The 17,354-nt window shown below is 45.8% G+C and carries 6 protein-coding genes; all 6 read right to left on the bottom strand.

Going from position 1 to position 17,354, the window contains the following annotated elements:
* Positions 1 to 38 precede the first annotated feature (38 nt).
* The 6 genes from GVN20_RS24510 to GVN20_RS24535 all read right to left on the bottom strand — a co-directional run bounded on the left by GVN20_RS24510 (position 39) and on the right by GVN20_RS24535 (position 17,352).
* The gene (locus GVN20_RS24510) at positions 39 to 1,001 is read right to left on the bottom strand and encodes a cytochrome c (RefSeq protein ID WP_166560882.1); all 963 of its coding nucleotides are present in this window, start codon (positions 999 to 1,001) and stop codon (positions 39 to 41) included.
* 498 nt (positions 1,002 to 1,499) lie between these two features.
* Positions 1,500 to 4,307 (bottom strand): ATP-binding protein, encoded by a 2,808-nt coding sequence (locus tag GVN20_RS24515; protein ID WP_166560883.1) that lies wholly within the window; start codon positions 4,305 to 4,307, stop codon positions 1,500 to 1,502.
* 26 nt (positions 4,308 to 4,333) lie between these two features.
* A complete protein-coding gene (locus tag GVN20_RS24520) occupies positions 4,334 to 7,336 on the bottom strand; it encodes an ATP-binding protein (protein ID WP_166560884.1) in 3,003 nt (1,000 codons plus the stop codon).
* Positions 7,337 to 7,704: 368 nt separating this feature from the next.
* A complete protein-coding gene (locus GVN20_RS24525; protein WP_166560885.1) occupies positions 7,705 to 10,476 on the bottom strand; it encodes an ATP-binding protein in 2,772 nt (923 codons plus the stop codon).
* Between the two features lie 214 nt (positions 10,477 to 10,690).
* The gene (locus GVN20_RS24530; RefSeq protein ID WP_166560886.1) at positions 10,691 to 11,065 is read right to left on the bottom strand and encodes a LytTR family transcriptional regulator DNA-binding domain-containing protein; all 375 of its coding nucleotides are present in this window, start codon (positions 11,063 to 11,065) and stop codon (positions 10,691 to 10,693) included.
* A gap of 11 nt (positions 11,066 to 11,076) precedes the next feature.
* Entirely contained in the window at positions 11,077 to 17,352 is a 6,276-nt protein-coding gene (locus GVN20_RS24535) for a 3-coathanger stack domain-containing protein (RefSeq protein ID WP_166560887.1), read from the bottom strand.
* Between the last annotated feature and the right edge of the window lie 2 nt (positions 17,353 to 17,354).

Consider the following 17,354-nt stretch of genomic DNA (forward strand, 5'->3'; position numbering starts at 1 on the left):
ACCACGAAAGGTTGTTAATAGGCTCCGAAAAGGTGCACCTAGGGTACATTGACATTATTCTTGATTTTAGGGACTGTTTTAAGGTAGGCGAAAATGGCCTTGACTTCGTAGTCAGTTAGGGTAATGTGAGGCTGCATGGGGTAGCGCAGAATGCCCCCGTCAGGTTTTTTGCAAAATCTAACGGCGTGCACAAACTGCTCCTCGTTGTATTTTTTGGCGATACCCGTCTCTTCATCAAAGGTCAAATTGGCGGTAGGAATAATTTTACCTTCCAAATCGGGCATTTTGATACCCCCTCCGTAGAAGCCAAACGATTTTTCGGGATGAAGCGGGTCTGCCTTGGCCAAATCGCCCGAATGGCAGGCGTAACACGCAATGAGGTCGTTGGCGATATACTTCCCAAACGCCACCTTATCGGTAGAATCAGGCACCAAAATCGGTTCTGTCACTGGCTCAATGGGTTTCATTACGGTATGGGTCAGTACTTTAAGCAACAAACTGGGCTCCTGCTCATGCCCCTCCCCTTTGGTAGCTTGCACAGGAAAGCGGTCTGAATGCAAGTAGGCAATGATTGACTTCAAGTCTTCGTCGGCCATGCGCGGAAACTTGGGCATAATGGGTGCGTACTGCCCGTTGCGTTTGATTCCCGTTTTGAGAAAATACATGATTTCTCCATCGGTCCAGCTCCCAATACCATCTTCGCCATCCTGAGTGATGTTGAGCGAATAAGCCTTACCAAACTCCGCTGGCAAATCAGCAATGTGCTTACCTACCAGTCGGTTATCTTGGTTGGCGTGGCAGGCATTGCACATCACTAGGGCTATTTTCTCGCCACGTGCCACCCGCTCGGGGGTGATTTCTACGTTGATATTTTTGATATTTTCGGGTATATTGACTTCGTAAGAAGGTACACCTCGGAAGTTGACAAACAGCAAGACAAGGCCAACGACGGCCACCAAAACGCCCACTGCTTTGAGTAGAAGAGTTACAATTTTTTTCATGTTTTGTCGTAATTGAACGCATGGTCTACTGCATCGTCAGGCGATTTCGGCTCGCCATAATGAAGAGCGACTCAATACGTAGTCTTCATAAATTGAGTATGGTTCTAAAAATGGTCTAGGAAAACACGTCACTCTTTGGGTGAGTGAGCGAGACAAAATTGGCCGATTTTGCCCGCCAAGTGTTAGCACAAACTGGACTTTCTCTTCCTCATTCTGAACCCCCCAAAAAAAGACAGAGAGACTCTCAAAACAGAAATTGATTTCTCTTCCTCATTTTGAACTTTCTTTTACTCGTTTTGGACAAAAAGCCTTTATTTGAAGAATTAAGGCTTTTTTTAGTACTGGAAGGGCAACATTTAAGCCTTGGTTTGAGCGCTTAAGTAGGTCTACAAAAAACGATTTAAACGCACATTTTCAATAAAAAGGGTTGTCTCAAAAGTCTGAGACAACCCTTTTTATGCTTCCTAATTTTCCAGTTTTCGCTACACAATGGCATTTTTAATGCCACTCCGAAGGCGCTTTCCCAAACCTTTCTTGGAATACTTTGGAGAAATACGGCAGGCTTTCAAAACCTACTTGGTAGGCAATGTCGGATACCGTTCCTGCTCGACTGCGCAGCAAATCTGCCGCTTTTTCCAGGCGATAATTTCGCACAAACACCGTCACGGTTTGGCCCGTCAAGGCTTTTAGTTTACGCCTTAGCTGCACCGAGGTCATTCTCATGGCCTCGGCAAAAGTCTCTACATCAAAACTGCTGTCGGCGCTATTACTTTCTACTACTCCTAGCGCTTTTTCTAAAAATACATCATCCATCGATGGCTCTTTTTCGGCAACGGGCAGCGGGTTAGTTAACACTCCGTTTTGGCTGTATTTTTGTTGCAAGACCCGCCGTTGTTGCAGCAAGTTTTGCACCCGTATTTGGAGTTCATTTGAGCTAAACGGTTTGGCCAGATAATCATCGGCCCCGAGTGCTAATCCTTCCAGACGGTCTTCGAGCGTTGCTTTGGCGGTCAGCATTACCACCGGAATATGATTGGTACGCGGGTCTGTTTTTAGCGCTTGACAAAACCCGAAACCATTGAGGCGCGGCATCATCAAATCACAAATCACAATATCGGGCACCAACTCAAAAGCTATTCTTAATCCCTCTTCTCCATCCTGCGCTTCTTCTACCTGATAGCGCTCGCCAAAAATACCGCGCACGTATTGGCGTAAGTCAGGGTTATCTTCCACAATCAACAAAATGGGTAAATCAAGCCCAACCTGCCCCATAACCACACCCTCCAATACGGAAGAATCGGTTGGGTATTCAATGGCTTCTTCAAAAATGGTCGTTTTTGCAACCGCTCCGACAAAGTCATTTTTGTTTAAAGATTGTTGTCCCCAAGTAGCGGCATCGCAGGGCAATGTTACCACAAAGGTGCTCCCTATCCCCAATTCACTTTTCACCTCAATTCGGCCACGCAAAACATGCACCAATTCTTTCACCAGCGCCAAACCAATGCCTGTTCCTTCAAAATTTCGATTACTACCTTGGTCGGCCTGATAAAATCGGTCAAAAATGACGGGAAGGCGTTCGGCCGCAATTCCGATGCCGCTGTCCTTGATTTTAATGATACAGTCGTGTTCGGTATAATCTACCCGCACTTCGATTCGACCCTTTTCGGGGGTAAACTTAAAAGCATTTGAAAGCAGATTGGTGACGATTTTTTCGAGTTTATCGGCGTCAAAATAGTCGATTCGGGTAGGCTGACTTTGTTCGTATTGAAAAACGATGCCTTTACTCTGCGCCAACGACTCAAACGAAGCGAGCAGCTGCCGCAAAAACCGCGACAAATCAGCCCGTTGTATCTCTACCGTCATTTTGCCTGCTTCTAATTTGCTCAAATCAAGCAATTGGTTAATCAAAGCCAACAGTCGCTCGGCATTTTGCTGCATGATGCGAAATATTTCACGCTTAGGAAACTCCCTTTGCAGGTCGTTCAGCGGCGACAAAATGAGCGTCAGCGGGGTACGAAACTCATGAGAAATATTGGCAAAAAAAGTGGTTTTGAGGGTATCAAGCTCTTTGAGACGGGCCGACTGTTCGAGGTTAAACGTTAATTGTTGTTCTGCTAGGCGTTTATTTTGTTCGGTATTTCTAAAGATTCTTCCCAAAAAAATAACGAAAACGAAAATTTCTCCCAAAAATAAAAGGTAGGCAATTGAATACAGCGGCTCGTATTCAATCCATCCTAAAAGCCTGATGTAGAGCAAAGCATAGCTGAGTAAACCCAAAATAAAAGGGATAGCATAGTATTTTTCGACTGTGATTTTATTGGCTATGCTATATAGATATATAGTCGAGAAATAGAACGCCGAAACGATAATGCTATAGACACCTAGCTTAAGCCAATACCATTGATAATCAATAAAAATGGCGATACTCTCAAAGATTGTTGCAAGGATAATTAGGGTGGTAAAAATGTTGTGAATTTTGGGGAGCCTTCCACGAATTTGTGTAAAGTAAACAAAGATACCAGCCCCGATGGTCACCGAATTGTAGAAAAGAAAATCTATTTTCTTTGCCAAGTCGGGGTCGTCCGTAAACCACGGCCCTGCGATGTTCAAATAGCCCCAAAATGCGAAAGTCTTGATGACTGTATGCAGAGAATAAAGTCGAAAAGGTAAGTCTTTGATGACGAATAGACTCAGCGAAACCACCAAAAAAAGGCGAAAAATAACCAAGCCATTAAAAAAACTCTGACCCGCGTAATCATCCAATCTGGATTTATAATAAGACTCCTCGGAGTGTATTCTCAAATTACCATAATGCCCGCGCTTGCTGGTGAGCTTGATATAGACCGTTTTGGTTTGTTGCGGGCCTAGCTCAAAAGCAAATTTGGGTTCTTGGTCAATCATTTTTCGCTCTTTTTCACGGGTCAGAATTTTTTGTTGCTTGTGCAAGAAACGCTGGTTTGTACTATCTGAGATATAAAAATCAAGCTGCTCAACCAAGGGATTCCCCCACACCAAAAACCAGTTTTTGGTGTGAGAATTGGTGTTTTTAAGTTTAAATCTTACCCAAAAAGCATCGTTGGTATAAGGGAAAATAAAGTGGTCTTTGGTAGACTTCTGGTAGTTTTTGGTGATTGCTTGCGCTAAACTCAGCCGTGCAGAGGAGTCTTTAAAAACCTCTATGGAAGGTGTAATATTGATAGGCAACTTTTGGTCAGATGATAAGATAATCTCTTGCGGGTAGCCTTCGTAGGTAATAAAACAAAAGAGCGCAAAAAGAATTATCCTTGACCACTTGTACTTATTCATAATCATTTTGTTTTCAATCGCCTTCTCTAATGCCACTCCGACGGCGCTTTCCCAAACCTTTCCTGAAATACTTTGGAGAAATACGGCAGGCTTTCAAAACCTACTCGGTACGCGATGTCTGATACCATTCCCGCCCGGCTTCGCAGCAATTCTGCCGCTTTTTCCAAGCGATAATTTCTCACAAACACCGTCACGGTTTGGCCAGTCAGGGCTTTTAGCTTACGCCTTAGCTGCACCGAGGTCATATTCATGGCCTCGGCAAAAGCCTCTACATCAAAACTACTGTCGGCGCTATTATGTTCTACGACTCCCAGTGCTTTTTCCAAAAACAGTTCATCCATTGAAGGCACCACTTCGGCCATTGGGAGTGACTCGGCCACTAAGGCCGTTTGGCTGTATTTTTGTTGTAAAACCAACCGCTGTTGTAGTAAGTTTTGGACCCGTATTTGGAGTTCATCCGTACTAAATGGCTTCGCCAAATAATCATCCGCGCCAAGCGCCAATCCTTCCAAACGATCTTCGAGCGTTGCTTTGGCGGTCAGCATCACCACTGGAATGTGGTTGATGCGCAAATCTGTTTTCAGCGCTTTGCAAAAACCCAGGCCATCGAGGCGCGGCATCATCAAATCACAAATCACAATATCGGGCACCAATTCAATGGCCTTTTTCAAGCCGTCTTCTCCATCCTGCGCTTCTTCTATCTGATAGCGGCCACCAAAAACACCGCGTACGTATTGGCGTAAGTCCGGGTTATCTTCAACAATCAATAAAATGGGCAAATCGGCCGTAGCAGCGGCGAGAGGCAATATTTTGGATTCTTCAACCAAAGACACAACGGGGCTTTTTTGACGTACTTGATTGGCCTCGGCATTGAGCACTCGGTCTCCCCAGTGGGCTTGGTCGCAGGGTAAGTTAACGACAAATACCGTCCCTTTTCCCAAAGTACTTTTTACCTCAATCGTCCCACAAAGCGCATTTACTAGCTCTTTCACCAACGCTAGCCCGATACCAGTGCCCTCGTAATCCCGTCGTTGGCTATCGTCAACCTGATAAAAACGGTCAAAGATGCGGGGCAGCCGTTGGGGGTCAATACCGATGCCACTGTCGGCCACGGTGATGGTAATCAATGCCCCCCCAAAAGCTTCAGCAGATGATACATAAGCAATTTCGACGGTTACGCGGCCGTTTTCTGGCGTAAATTTAAAGGCGTTGGAAAGCAGATTCGTGACAATTTTTTCCAATTTATCCTCGTCAAAATAAGCCATTTGATATTCATGGCTCTGTGAGCGTTGAAACATAATCTTTCTGCTCTGGGCCAGCGACTCAAACGAGGCAAACAAATACTGAAAAAAATGCGGCAAATCGCCGTATTGAATCTGCGGCTCCATCTTACCCGCTTCGAGTTTCGACAAATCAAGCAGTTGATTAATCAGGGCTTGCAACCGGCCCAAATTTCGCTGCATGACCGGAATCATGGCTTCGGCGGGGTATTTTTTCTGAAAATCTGCCAACGGCCCCACCAAGAGCGTCAGCGGGGTTCGAAATTCGTGAGAGATATTGGCAAAAAAACGGGTTTTAAGCAAGTCCAACTCCGCCAAACGTTCGGCTTCCTTTTGTTCAAAAGACAGGCGTTGGGCGAGCTCCTCTTTCTTGGCGCGTTGACGAAAATACAAGAAATATCCCCCAATCAGCGCTACCAACAGTAGCAAGGAAATGACAAACACCCAGAAGCGCGAATTTTTGGCTTGCTGGTTGGCAAGCTCGGCCCGGAGCCTGCTTTTTTCAACGTCAAACTTAATGGAGGCTTCCGAAGTAGCCACTCTCAAGTTATGACGCAAGCTAGCCATCAACTCTTCATAGTATAATTTTTCGTGACGAAAGGCACTCTTATAATCCCCCAAAAGCGTATCGGCCGCCATTCGATTTCGGTAGATAGACATCAGGATACTATGCCGGTCAACCGTGTCTTCATACATTTCAATGGTTTTGAGTGCTTTATTAAAATAGCTTAACACTTCTTCTGGGTTTTTCTTGAGCCCAGCCACCTGACACAAATTTCCGTACACCTTGGCAATGTCGTCTATTCCATGGGGTTTATAGCGCTGTCGATACAACAATTCTTTGTGAAAATAAGGCTCCGCTTCAATAGGGTTGGCAAATTCATTGAGGATAATTTCCCCGATATTGCCACTGATGGTACCGACTTTAAGACTGTCTCTTTTCAGCCGAATCTGCGCCATCGCCAATTTATTGTACTTAATAGCCTTGTCGTACTGCTTCAGTCTGGCAAAACAATTTGCGTAATCTTTGTAAAAAGCAATCCGGTACTTGTCGATAGGATCTTTATAAATATACGATTCAGCCTCTTTAAAATACCCCATGGCTGTTTTATAGTCACCCACTTCTACCTGATAATAAAGACCCAGATGAGCAAGTAATCGGTCGGCAAATTGGATGTTTTCGTACCCTATTTTTCGATAGGTCAAATCTGCGGAAAGAAGATGCGTAATTCCCTTAACCGTATTAGTACGTTCGATGTATAAAATTGCCCCCAAAAAATGCTCAATATCCGCATTCAGGCGCTCCGTAAGCGCGTTTGGTTTTTGTGTGTTCAATCTTGCCTGAATAGCCTTGAGGTAAGGGTAAACGATTTTCAAGTTTCGTTCTATCCCCCTGAGATGGTACCGCGCTTTTAAATATTCTGAATAGACGGCGAGCAATTCATCTCTGGTTTTATCAGCGTAGGTTCTGACAGAGTTGATTTCTTTAAAAGCCGTAGTGCTGTCCATATCTTCCCACACCGACACGTAGTATAGCTCTAGGCTATCCAAACGGGGCTGTCCTTTAAGGGTTAAAAACCTGTCAACTTTTTTTTGGCCAAGCGCCGCCCTTGAAGATAACCCGATGGTGAGCACAAAAAAAACAAAAAACCAAAGAAGGCGAGGATAATTAGCTACCAAAAACGCAATAACCCATTGACTGTCAGTGGCAGATTTATTCGTGTGTAGTGTGATAGAAAATAAACGCATAATGATCTAATCTTAACTATTTTGGGGTCGTTGCTCCGTCAAAATACCTCATAAAATATACCAACACTACGATAACCAACATCTATCTAAAAACACTTTTTAGGGATACAAAAAAACTTTTAAAATTTACCTGAAAGCTAATCTTGATGATTCATCAGAGTAAAAAAATGGCCTTTTTTAAGACATAACGACGCATAATTGACGCATAATTAAGGTAGCGCCAACGAATTGGCCAAAAATAGCCTATAAAGCCATAATACACAATAAACATACCCCAATTAGAATATCACTCTAAAACACCTAAAATTGCCTACTAACCCTCGAACTATCTTACAACGCACGCGAGAAAGGAGCTACTTAAAAGATTTTTAACGCCCTTGCCACTCCGACGGCGGCTTGCCGTATTTATCCTGAAACGATTTGGAGAAATAAGGTAAACTCTCAAAACCCACCTGATAGGCAATCTCCGACACAGTATGGGTACGCTGGAGCAGCAGTTGCGCCGCCCGTTGCAGGCGTATTGTGCGGATAAATTCAGTCGTAGAGGTATCGGTCAGCGCCTTCAATTTACGGTGCAAATTGGTCCTGCTCATGCCTATTTCCTTGCAAAATTCTTCGACATCAAAGCTACTATCACCCAAATGCGCCTCTACAATTTCGCGGGCTTTCTTAATGAATTGATTGTCCAGACTTTCGGGTATCCCAGCGGTTTGACTCGGAGCGAGCGGCCCCATGAGGCTGAATTTCTGCCGAAGAATAGCCCGCTGTTGAATTAAATTCCTGACCCGGACCAACAGTTCTTCTTTGTTAAACGGTTTTTGCAAGTAGTCATCCGCCCCTAGTTCGAAGCCTTCCAAGCGGTCAGACAAGGTGGCCTTGGCCGTCAGCAACACCACCGGGATATGGCTGGTGCGTTGGTCAGATTTTAGTCGTTGACATAAACCAAAGCCATCGAGCAGCGGCATCATCAGGTCGGTAACTACCACATCAGGTACCAGCTCAAAAGCCAAGTCCAAGCCATTTTGACCGTTTATGGCTTGTACAATTTGATAATGTGGCTCAAATAAACCGTACAGGTATTGCCTTAAATCGGGATTATCTTCAACAATTAGCAACATCGGCTTGGTAGCATCCATAGCCAAACCAACTACCGGTGTGCGATCAGACGGCCACCGCTCCATGGAGGTGGTTGGGTAGGCAGGGGTGGTTGGAATCGTAAACTCCTTGTCTAGGCCATTTTTAGGTTTTGGCAACGGTAACTCCACCCGAAAGACCGTGCTTTGGTTCACTTCACTTTTGACCGTGATTTTTCCTTTGAACAAGTCCACTAGTTCTTTAACCAAAGCTAATCCGATGCCCGTTCCCTCGTAGTTGCGTTGGGCGGTATCGTCAACTTGATAAAAACGGTCAAATATTCGAGGCAGTCGCTCGGCATCAATCCCAATACCGTTATCCTCCACTTCCAACAAAAGCCAATCTTCGGCGTCAATGGTCTGATAAAACACCCGTATCTCAATCCGACCGTTGACAGGGGTAAATTTAAAGGCGTTTGAAAGGAGATTAGTGATGATTTTTTCGAGTTTGTCGGCATCAAAATACGTCTCAAAAGAACGACGGCTTTGGCTCACATTGAAATGAATATTTTGGTGCTGGGCCAAGGACTCAAAAGAGGAAAAAATGTACCCAAAAAACGCCGCAATATCGCCGTACTGCGTTTCAACCTTAAACTCTCCCGCCTCTAATTTAGACAAATCAAGCAATTGATTGATAAGTGATTGCAGGCGTTTTACGTTGCGTTGCATCATCGGTATCATCCCTTCTTTCGGGTACTTTTGCCGGATTTCTTCCAATGGCCCAGTCAAAAGGCTGAGCGGCGTACGAAACTCGTGAGAAATATTGGTAAAAAACCGCGTTTTCAAACGATCTAATTCCTGTACCCTTAACGTTTGTTCTTTGATAAAAGCCAATTCTTGGACCGACAGCGCCCGGTTGCGCTCATAATCAATGATAATTTTTCCCAAAAAATACCCGAATACCAAAAATTCAAGAATAAAAAACAGCAATGCTACGGGCGATATCCACGGGAAGCTCACCCATCCAACCAAGCGCATTTGAACAAAAATATAGCTACCGATGCCGAGCAAATACGCCACCGAGTAATTCCAATTGATGGGGTATTTTTTGATAATGGCAAAAACGTACATGGCCAAAATAAACACTTGTGTGGCAATCATTAAGTAGGTGCTTGCCAAAATCCACTGCCAACGATACCCAAATAAGATAATGACCGCCAAAAGAATATTCACGACCATAATGAATTTTAGGACGCTTTCGACCCATTTAGGAAATCGTTTGCCCGGAAATATGACCCTAAACGCAACAATCAACCCCAGCGGCAGGATATGCGACGACAGAAAACTAACCATTAGCGCGGTCGAAGGGTTCGTGAAAAAATTGCTCAAAATACCGTGCAGCCCCCAAAATGCAATCGAACGAACCACCAAAAGCACCGAATACTGCCGAAAATCCTTGTCTTTGACGGCAAACAACGCCAATAAAAACACGTAGAATAAACGAACCGCGATGGCCCCCGACATGAAGCCGTAGACATTGGTTTGAATCAAATCGTGGCGACTGTAGGCCTGTGTGGAGTAGAGATTGACGGAGGCAAAATGCGCCCGCTGCCCTTTTACGCGGATGTAAATGGTTTTAGTTTCGTGGAAGCCCAAATCAAACTCTACAAAAGGTCGGTTTTCGGCCATTAAAATCCGATTTTCGGTATTGACCATCCCCATTTTTTTAATCTGATAGGGACCGTTGGGAGAGGAAATATAAAAATCTACGGATTCGCCCATGGGGTTGTTCCACTCCAACACCCATTGCTTACGTACTGGGTTGCGATTGGTCAATACTATTTTAAGCCACGAAGCCGCATCATTGAAAGGAAACAGAAGCCCGTATTTACGCGTTATTTCAAATTTTTGCTTTTGGATTTGCCCAAATGGAAGCTGTCCGGAACTATCTCTGTACAAACCCGCCGCAGGAGTAATCGGGTAGGTGTCGGTATTGGGAACAAGATCAAGCGTCTGAGCGCTTCCCCATAACGGTAGCAAAAAAACAAGAAAGGCGAGGTTTTTCATATACTTGTACTTGCCTCAAGCTTGCGCGTATTTTATTGTTTCACAAGTTGAGTTTAACGTCAAATATATGATTATTACTACTAAAACCACAGATAGGTCTACTGCATCGCGGGTTTATTATTTTTAATTATGTTTGCCGATGACCTCCAATGTCATTCTTCTATATCTTTTAATTAGGCACTTTTAGCAACCCTTCAACCAGAATAAAACTAAATCATTTCGTACGGTTCTCGTTTGCTATTTTCTTTAACGAACTTCGCTTCCGACGTGCCACTCCGATGATTTTGCCATTGGGCAACATCAACTCGCCACTCCGTACTAATCGACACTTACCCAAATAGTGTCCGTTCAAGAGGTTCGACTTATGAATCCTGATAAAACCCCGAGCTTCTAACAGCGAAGCATAACTACTCAACGACAGCGTGGTGAGAACCTGCTCTCCCGTGATTAAATGAAAAATGGTATAATTGCTCTGCGCACTCAAGTACACAATTTGCTTCAAGTCGATTGCTCGCTCTCCTCTCTTGGTTTGAAAGCGTGGCAAATGCACCACGCTTTCTCCTACCGCTAATCCTACCGTAGCCGTCATTTTTCTACGAATTATTTCTGTGAATTATTCTCACTAGCTGTAGGAACAACCGTATCGCAACCGCCAATTACGGCCTCAAATACGCTTCCTGCAACGCCAAAACCAGGCAACAGCACTACTGACTGCCTCCCTCTATACTCCACTGTAGCGCCCGATACCTGATTCGTTGCCGTGATTCGGCCACCTGTTTTCAGCACCGTGCCACCCGTTATTGGCTCATTCACATTCAATACCGCAGGACCGCCACCGCCAGTACTTTGGCTTTCATAACACCCCAAATCAACAATTGACAAGCCAGTAGCAAAGGGACGCACGTTGCCGTCCAAATCCAGATTCAACGTACTCGCCGCGTTGTCGCCCGCGTTGATTGCTGGCGAGCATACCTGCAAACGATAATCCCCCAAATTGACCGTGGGTGACAATCCCAGCGGGGTGGCCTTCACAAACAACGGATCTCGATTCATATTGCCAGTGCCCGCAAATCCGCCTTGCACAATGCTATATCGGATACTGATGTCCGACGTCGTTTGAGAACCACTATTATCCCATAAGATACTGTTTTGTAAAGTCGCAGATGAATTGGTGTTGAAAATACCGCCAGGTGTACTATTAGCACTTTGATTGGATGCAATCGTACAATGCGTCAGTATGGGTGCGCTGTAGTTGAGGTACAGACCACCCCCTACTCCCTTGTTGGACACAATCAGAAGGTTTTCCAAATGCGGCTGTCTTGCTCTTTCCATGTAGATGCCCCCCCCGAATGTAGCTTCGTTGCCTACGATAATGCTGTTCGTAATACTTACCTCACTGCTATCTCTGAGCAAAATACCGCCACCGCCAATTGCTCGATTGTTGGTAATCACACAATTTGTAATCAAACCTCGGCTCCGATTAAGCACCAGTACTCCGCCCCCCGAGGAAAGTAAGGTCGGGTTGGATAAGTCTGCCCCTTGCGTGGGCACAAAATAATCGGCGTAGCCTTTCTCAACCACAAAACCATCCAAACGGGTCTGCTCATTGGTATTGCTCAATACCACCACGTGGTTGACATTGTCGCTCAAGACCGACGTGCCGATTTCTCCGCTCAAAATCGTCTTTTGCGTGCGCCAATTCCTTTGATTCAACTCACTTTCACTGCCCGCAAAACCGCCGTATACCCGTACCCCCGAAGGAATCTCAAACACATCTTTGCGCAACGTGCCCGGCTTATAGGTTCCTGCGGCCACCCACACCTGAATATCTTCCCCTGTCAATGCCGCTGCCGCACTCAAACCCGCCTGTAAACTTGCAAAAGCGTTGCTCCAACTGCTGCCATCCTGACCCAGAGACGTGTTTGAACTATTGACGTAAATAATTTGGCCCACATTAAGGGCCACGATAGACACCCATGCCGTATCGGTTACGGCCGGGCAACTGCCACCCGCCGCCGCTATCGTATAGGTAATAACGTAACTTTGAGGCGTGGAAGCCGCCAGATTTATTTCTCCCGTAGTAGGATTGAGCGATAGCCCAGAAGGGGTTGCACTGAAGGCTCCGCCCAGGGCTCCCGTGAGCGTAACGGTAGCCGTGCCAGAATTGGCAAAAGGAGAACCGACATACGCAATGGTGGCAGAACCCACGACTGCGCCGCTGTTAGTGCCCGTCACGGTGAATGCGTCGGTATCTTCATTGACGATGGTGCCTGAGTTAGTACTTATATTGCTGACTGCCATAAGGTTATCAGAACGCTTGGTAATGACACCCGCGTTACTGAACGTCCCTGCGGCATTGAGAATGACGGGCGTAGACTCGATGTAGGCGCAGGATTGGTTGGTCACCGTTCCTCCCTGATTGGTGATACCCGAGCCTTCGGCGCTTTGGAGAACTATCCGGCTATCGGTGGTATTGGTCAGCGTACCCGTATTATAGATTCCGTGCATTTTAATTTTACCCACGCCGCCAATGCGCATGAGCTTGTTGTTTTGGAACGTACCCGCATTGTTGATACCCGACAGCGCAACGGTGTCAGTTTGGGCAATCATCATTTCCCCGTTGTTGACAAAACTGCCTGCGGTGTTGTTGATACCGTTGCCAAACACAAAATCAATGTTGATTTGGCCAGTAGCGGTATTGGTGAAGCTACTGCCGCTACCTTTCTGCAAGACCGCATCCCGAAACACGGAGTCGATTTCCATAACGCCCGCGTTTTCGATGGTGCCGCCGTTGTTGTGAATGCTTTTGTCACTGTTGCCCGTTTCAAAACGCCCTTTATTGACAAACGTGCCCGAGTTATCAATACCATAGCCCCCGAAGCGGGTAAAGTGTAGACTACCTTCGTTGGTGAGGTTACCGGTATTGGTAATAGGCGTACCCATATCCACCCCACTGATAGAGGACTGACTGCCAATGATTATCTTCCCCGCATTATCTATTATCGTTGTATTTCTAATCGTAAAATCAGCCTCTGAATGTACATAACCCATACTTGTGTTGGTGAGAGGAATACCGTGCCCACCACTGGGGGTAGAGGTAATGCTCGCCTGTGGGCCCAAAATCAACGTATCACTGTTTATAAATAATTTATTCGTTGACCCCATAACCATGGGTATGTTGATGTGGGCATAGTTTTCGTTTTCAAAAAAACGTTCATTGCCTCCCACATTAATGCTGCCATTCAAGTGGGTATATCTGCCTTGATTCTTGATAAAAGGACTGCCGGCTCCATTAAAAGATATGGTACAGTTATTCACAAATACACCCGTAGAGGTATTCAATATGTGACTTCCTCCTAATGCAGCTCCCCCTATAATACATCCAGTACTGCTCAAAAAAGTACCCGCATTGACTAAACCTGCTTTATCAGTACCTGACAGCGATAGCAAAGTACTGCCTTGAGTAAATTCCCCTAAATTATAGAAGAGAATTTGATTTGATCCCACAATCTCCCAACTGCCCTGATTAAGAATTTCGCCCGTTGAGGTGTTGTACAGACAGGAATCTTTACTGTCTTTTATACTGAATGTATGGTAATTCTCAATGTATCCGCTGTTTGTAAAAATCCTCTTTTCCGTATTGGAAACCTTAAACACAGCCCCTGCCTTGTTTCGCAGCGTTGCCCCTGCTTGATTATCAAAACCCCTATCTCCTCCATTTTTAACATTAAAAGTCCCCTCATTTTCCACTAATTTCTGATTGTCGAAAAGGAGTGCTTTGTGGTTATTTATCGTCATCGTAGCCCCAGAGCGGTTGGTAACGGTCTCTTGATTAATGAACAATGTCCCCGAAACGCCCCCGCTTACTGTCCATTGCCCTGAATTATCAATTGTACCTTGGTTAAGGATGCCACCTGTTGCCCCGCCACTCACCCCAAAAGTTAAAGTATTGGTAATGGTAGCCGCAGGGTGGTTGAGGATGGCAGTACCAAGGCCGCCGCCTACGGTAAATGTACCGCTGTTGTTGAGGCTGCCGTAGTTTTCGAGGCGGTTGCCCGTTCCTTTTTGAATCGTCAGGGCATTGGTGTTGATGAGTGAAGCACCCGTTTGGTTTACAAATCCGTCGTTGTACGAAGAGTCGATCAGTACCGTTCCGTTGTTGGTAAATGTACCCGCATTGGTTACGCCGTCGGTATCGCTACCCACAATTTTTAAATTACCCATGCTTTTAATGGTCAAACTTGCATTGGCCGCAATAGTGACCGAACGAGCCCCCGAAGCGGCGGTTACCTCGGGGTAATTACCATTGGCAACAACGGGAATAAGCGTACGATGTCCCGTTTGTGAACCAAAAGTTGGAGCAACGGCAGGGATACCGCCCCCTACCAGCCAGTTGTCAGGCGTATTCCAGTCTTTAGACAATGCACCCGTCCAAGTATAATCCCCTGCGGCAATCGCAAAACTAAATGGCACTACATAACTGCACGCACCGCCCTGGGGCGTGATTTTGGCATACAGCGTTTGCGTACCTGTTGGCAAGCCCAAAGGCTCAAAGGTATTGGGCGCGGTAAACATACCCGCCGAGAGGGTCGTTAGTGAATCTTTAAAAATACCGTTAATAACCCCATCGTAGGTACCTCCGTAGGTAAAAATAGGCGTAGGGGTGTTGTTGACGATGAGCGATGAGTTTGTCGCGTTGGTCACCGTCCCCGTGAGCGAGCCGTATTTTAGTACGCCGTTGTTGGTGAAGGTAGCACTAGACACTTTCTGTAATAAACCGCTTATTTGAATCAACCCTTGGTTGGTTGTTGCGGAGTTATTCTGATTATAATAACTACCTTTCACTTTCAGCCTACCACAAGCATTATTAACGATTTGTTCAGTTCCCAAAACTTCCACCTGCCCACTTAGGTCTATCAAACCTGAATTATTGATACTTCCACTTCCTCCACTCAAAATCATGGATGAATTAGAACCAGTACTGAAAAAAGACGCGCCACTTTCGTTGGTAAGCGTACCAGAAACCACATAAGTACCAACTCTCCCATTCGCATTAATGGTTCCTCCCGTCTTATTGTTAATAGTACCACTGTTCAATCCAATACCTTCATTGAGAAGATTCGTCACATTCAAAACGCCGTAGTTTACAATGCTTCCATCATTTACTTCTAATCCAGACTGTGCGCTGGAGCCGCTTATGGTTAAGTTTATCGTGCCTTTATTGACCAATTCCGCTGCATTATTCACCCGAATTGAAAATGTGGTAGATGAAATTGTTAATGTAGCACCCGCATTTACGGTTAAACTCGCCCCTGAACCAGTTATCGTTATATTTTGAGCCACACTCATTCCTGAACCAATGATGGGTTCATTCGTGGTGGCAGGAATCACCACGTCGTTGGTGGCAGTGGGCACGCTCGAAGGCGTCCAGTTGCAGGCCGTGTTCCAATCCGTATCCACTAAGCCTGTCCATGTAAGCGTACCCGTGGGGTTTCCTCCTGTACCGATGGTTAGGGTGGCCGCCGTAGAGGCTAACGTCGCCCCGCCTATGCTGCTCGCTACGCATCGGTATTGGTAACCGTCTAAGCCCGTCACATTGCTAATATTGAGCGTGGCCGTGGTCGTGTTGGAGTAAGGACTTATCGCGGGGACGTTGTTCCAACCACTACCCGTATTGAGTTGCCACTGATAATCAGCCGCGTTGGCAATGGCAACCGTAAACACCGCCGCCCCTCCTGCGCAGACAACTTGATTACTAGGCTGAGAGGTAAAGGTAGAAGCAGTAGTTACCTCAAACGTAAATGGTACAATTTGCGGACAACTACCGCCCATACGGGTAATTTTGGCATAGAGCGTTTGTGAACCAACCGACAAGCCAAAGTGCGTAAAGGTATTGCTCGCCTGATTGTAATCTCCTGCCAAAGCCGTAGCGGCATTATCTTTATAAATACCCGATACTGTCAGGTCGTTGGAGGCTCCAAATTCAAAAATACCGGTTGATAGAGCATCGTTGAAAATCCTGATTTTGTTGTTGGTATAAGAAGCCGCGCCGCCCACGTACACGATGCCATTGTTGATAAAATCTGCCGCAGGGCCATTCAGATTAGCCGCAGCACTGAAAAAACCTTCATTGATGATTTGTCCGCCATTGTTATACACTTCGCCTGCGAGAAGGCTTACCACCCCACAAGGGTAATTGTGGAACGTGCCCGCGTACTTTTCTATCTGTCCTGCCAAGGTTAGCTTTCCGTGATTTTGTACACTTTCCGGAGAAGCACTACCTGACAAAAACATTGAACCCGAGAACCCGGCAAAGCTAATTGTACCACCGACTTGGTTTTGCAATACTGAATTGCCTTCTACTCGGATACCATAAAAACCTATAGTGGCGGCTGACAGGATAGCCCCAGTATTATTCTTAAACTGCCCGTCCCCTGACAACTGCATCGCATTGGCGGTATTGGAAGTAATCTGGTTAACGGTAATGGTTCCGTTGTTTTCGACCGTCCCCAAAACAATCAGCCTAACATCATTCCCAATGCCCGCAATGGTCAACTCCTTGCTGGCATTGACGGTAAGCGTTGCTCCTGCTTCTACGTTCAAGGTTTGAATGGAGACGTTGGTGTTCAGCACCGGATAATGCGCCAAACTTCCTGGAATAATGACATTATCGGTATTGGTAGGTACCACATTGGTAGACCAGTTGGAAGGTGTGTTCCAATCGTGGGCAAAACCCGCCGTTCCGCCCACCCACGTAACGGTAGCTACGGCTACTGAAAGATGTTTGTTTGGGTTTAGGGTGGGTGTGGCGATGACGGATAAAATCCCTAAGTACATCAGCCCCATAACGTTTAGTAAATGTCTATAAAATACCATAA

Source organism: Runella sp. CRIBMP (genome assembly GCF_009905605.1).
Lineage (GTDB): Bacteria > Bacteroidota > Bacteroidia > Cytophagales > Spirosomataceae > Runella.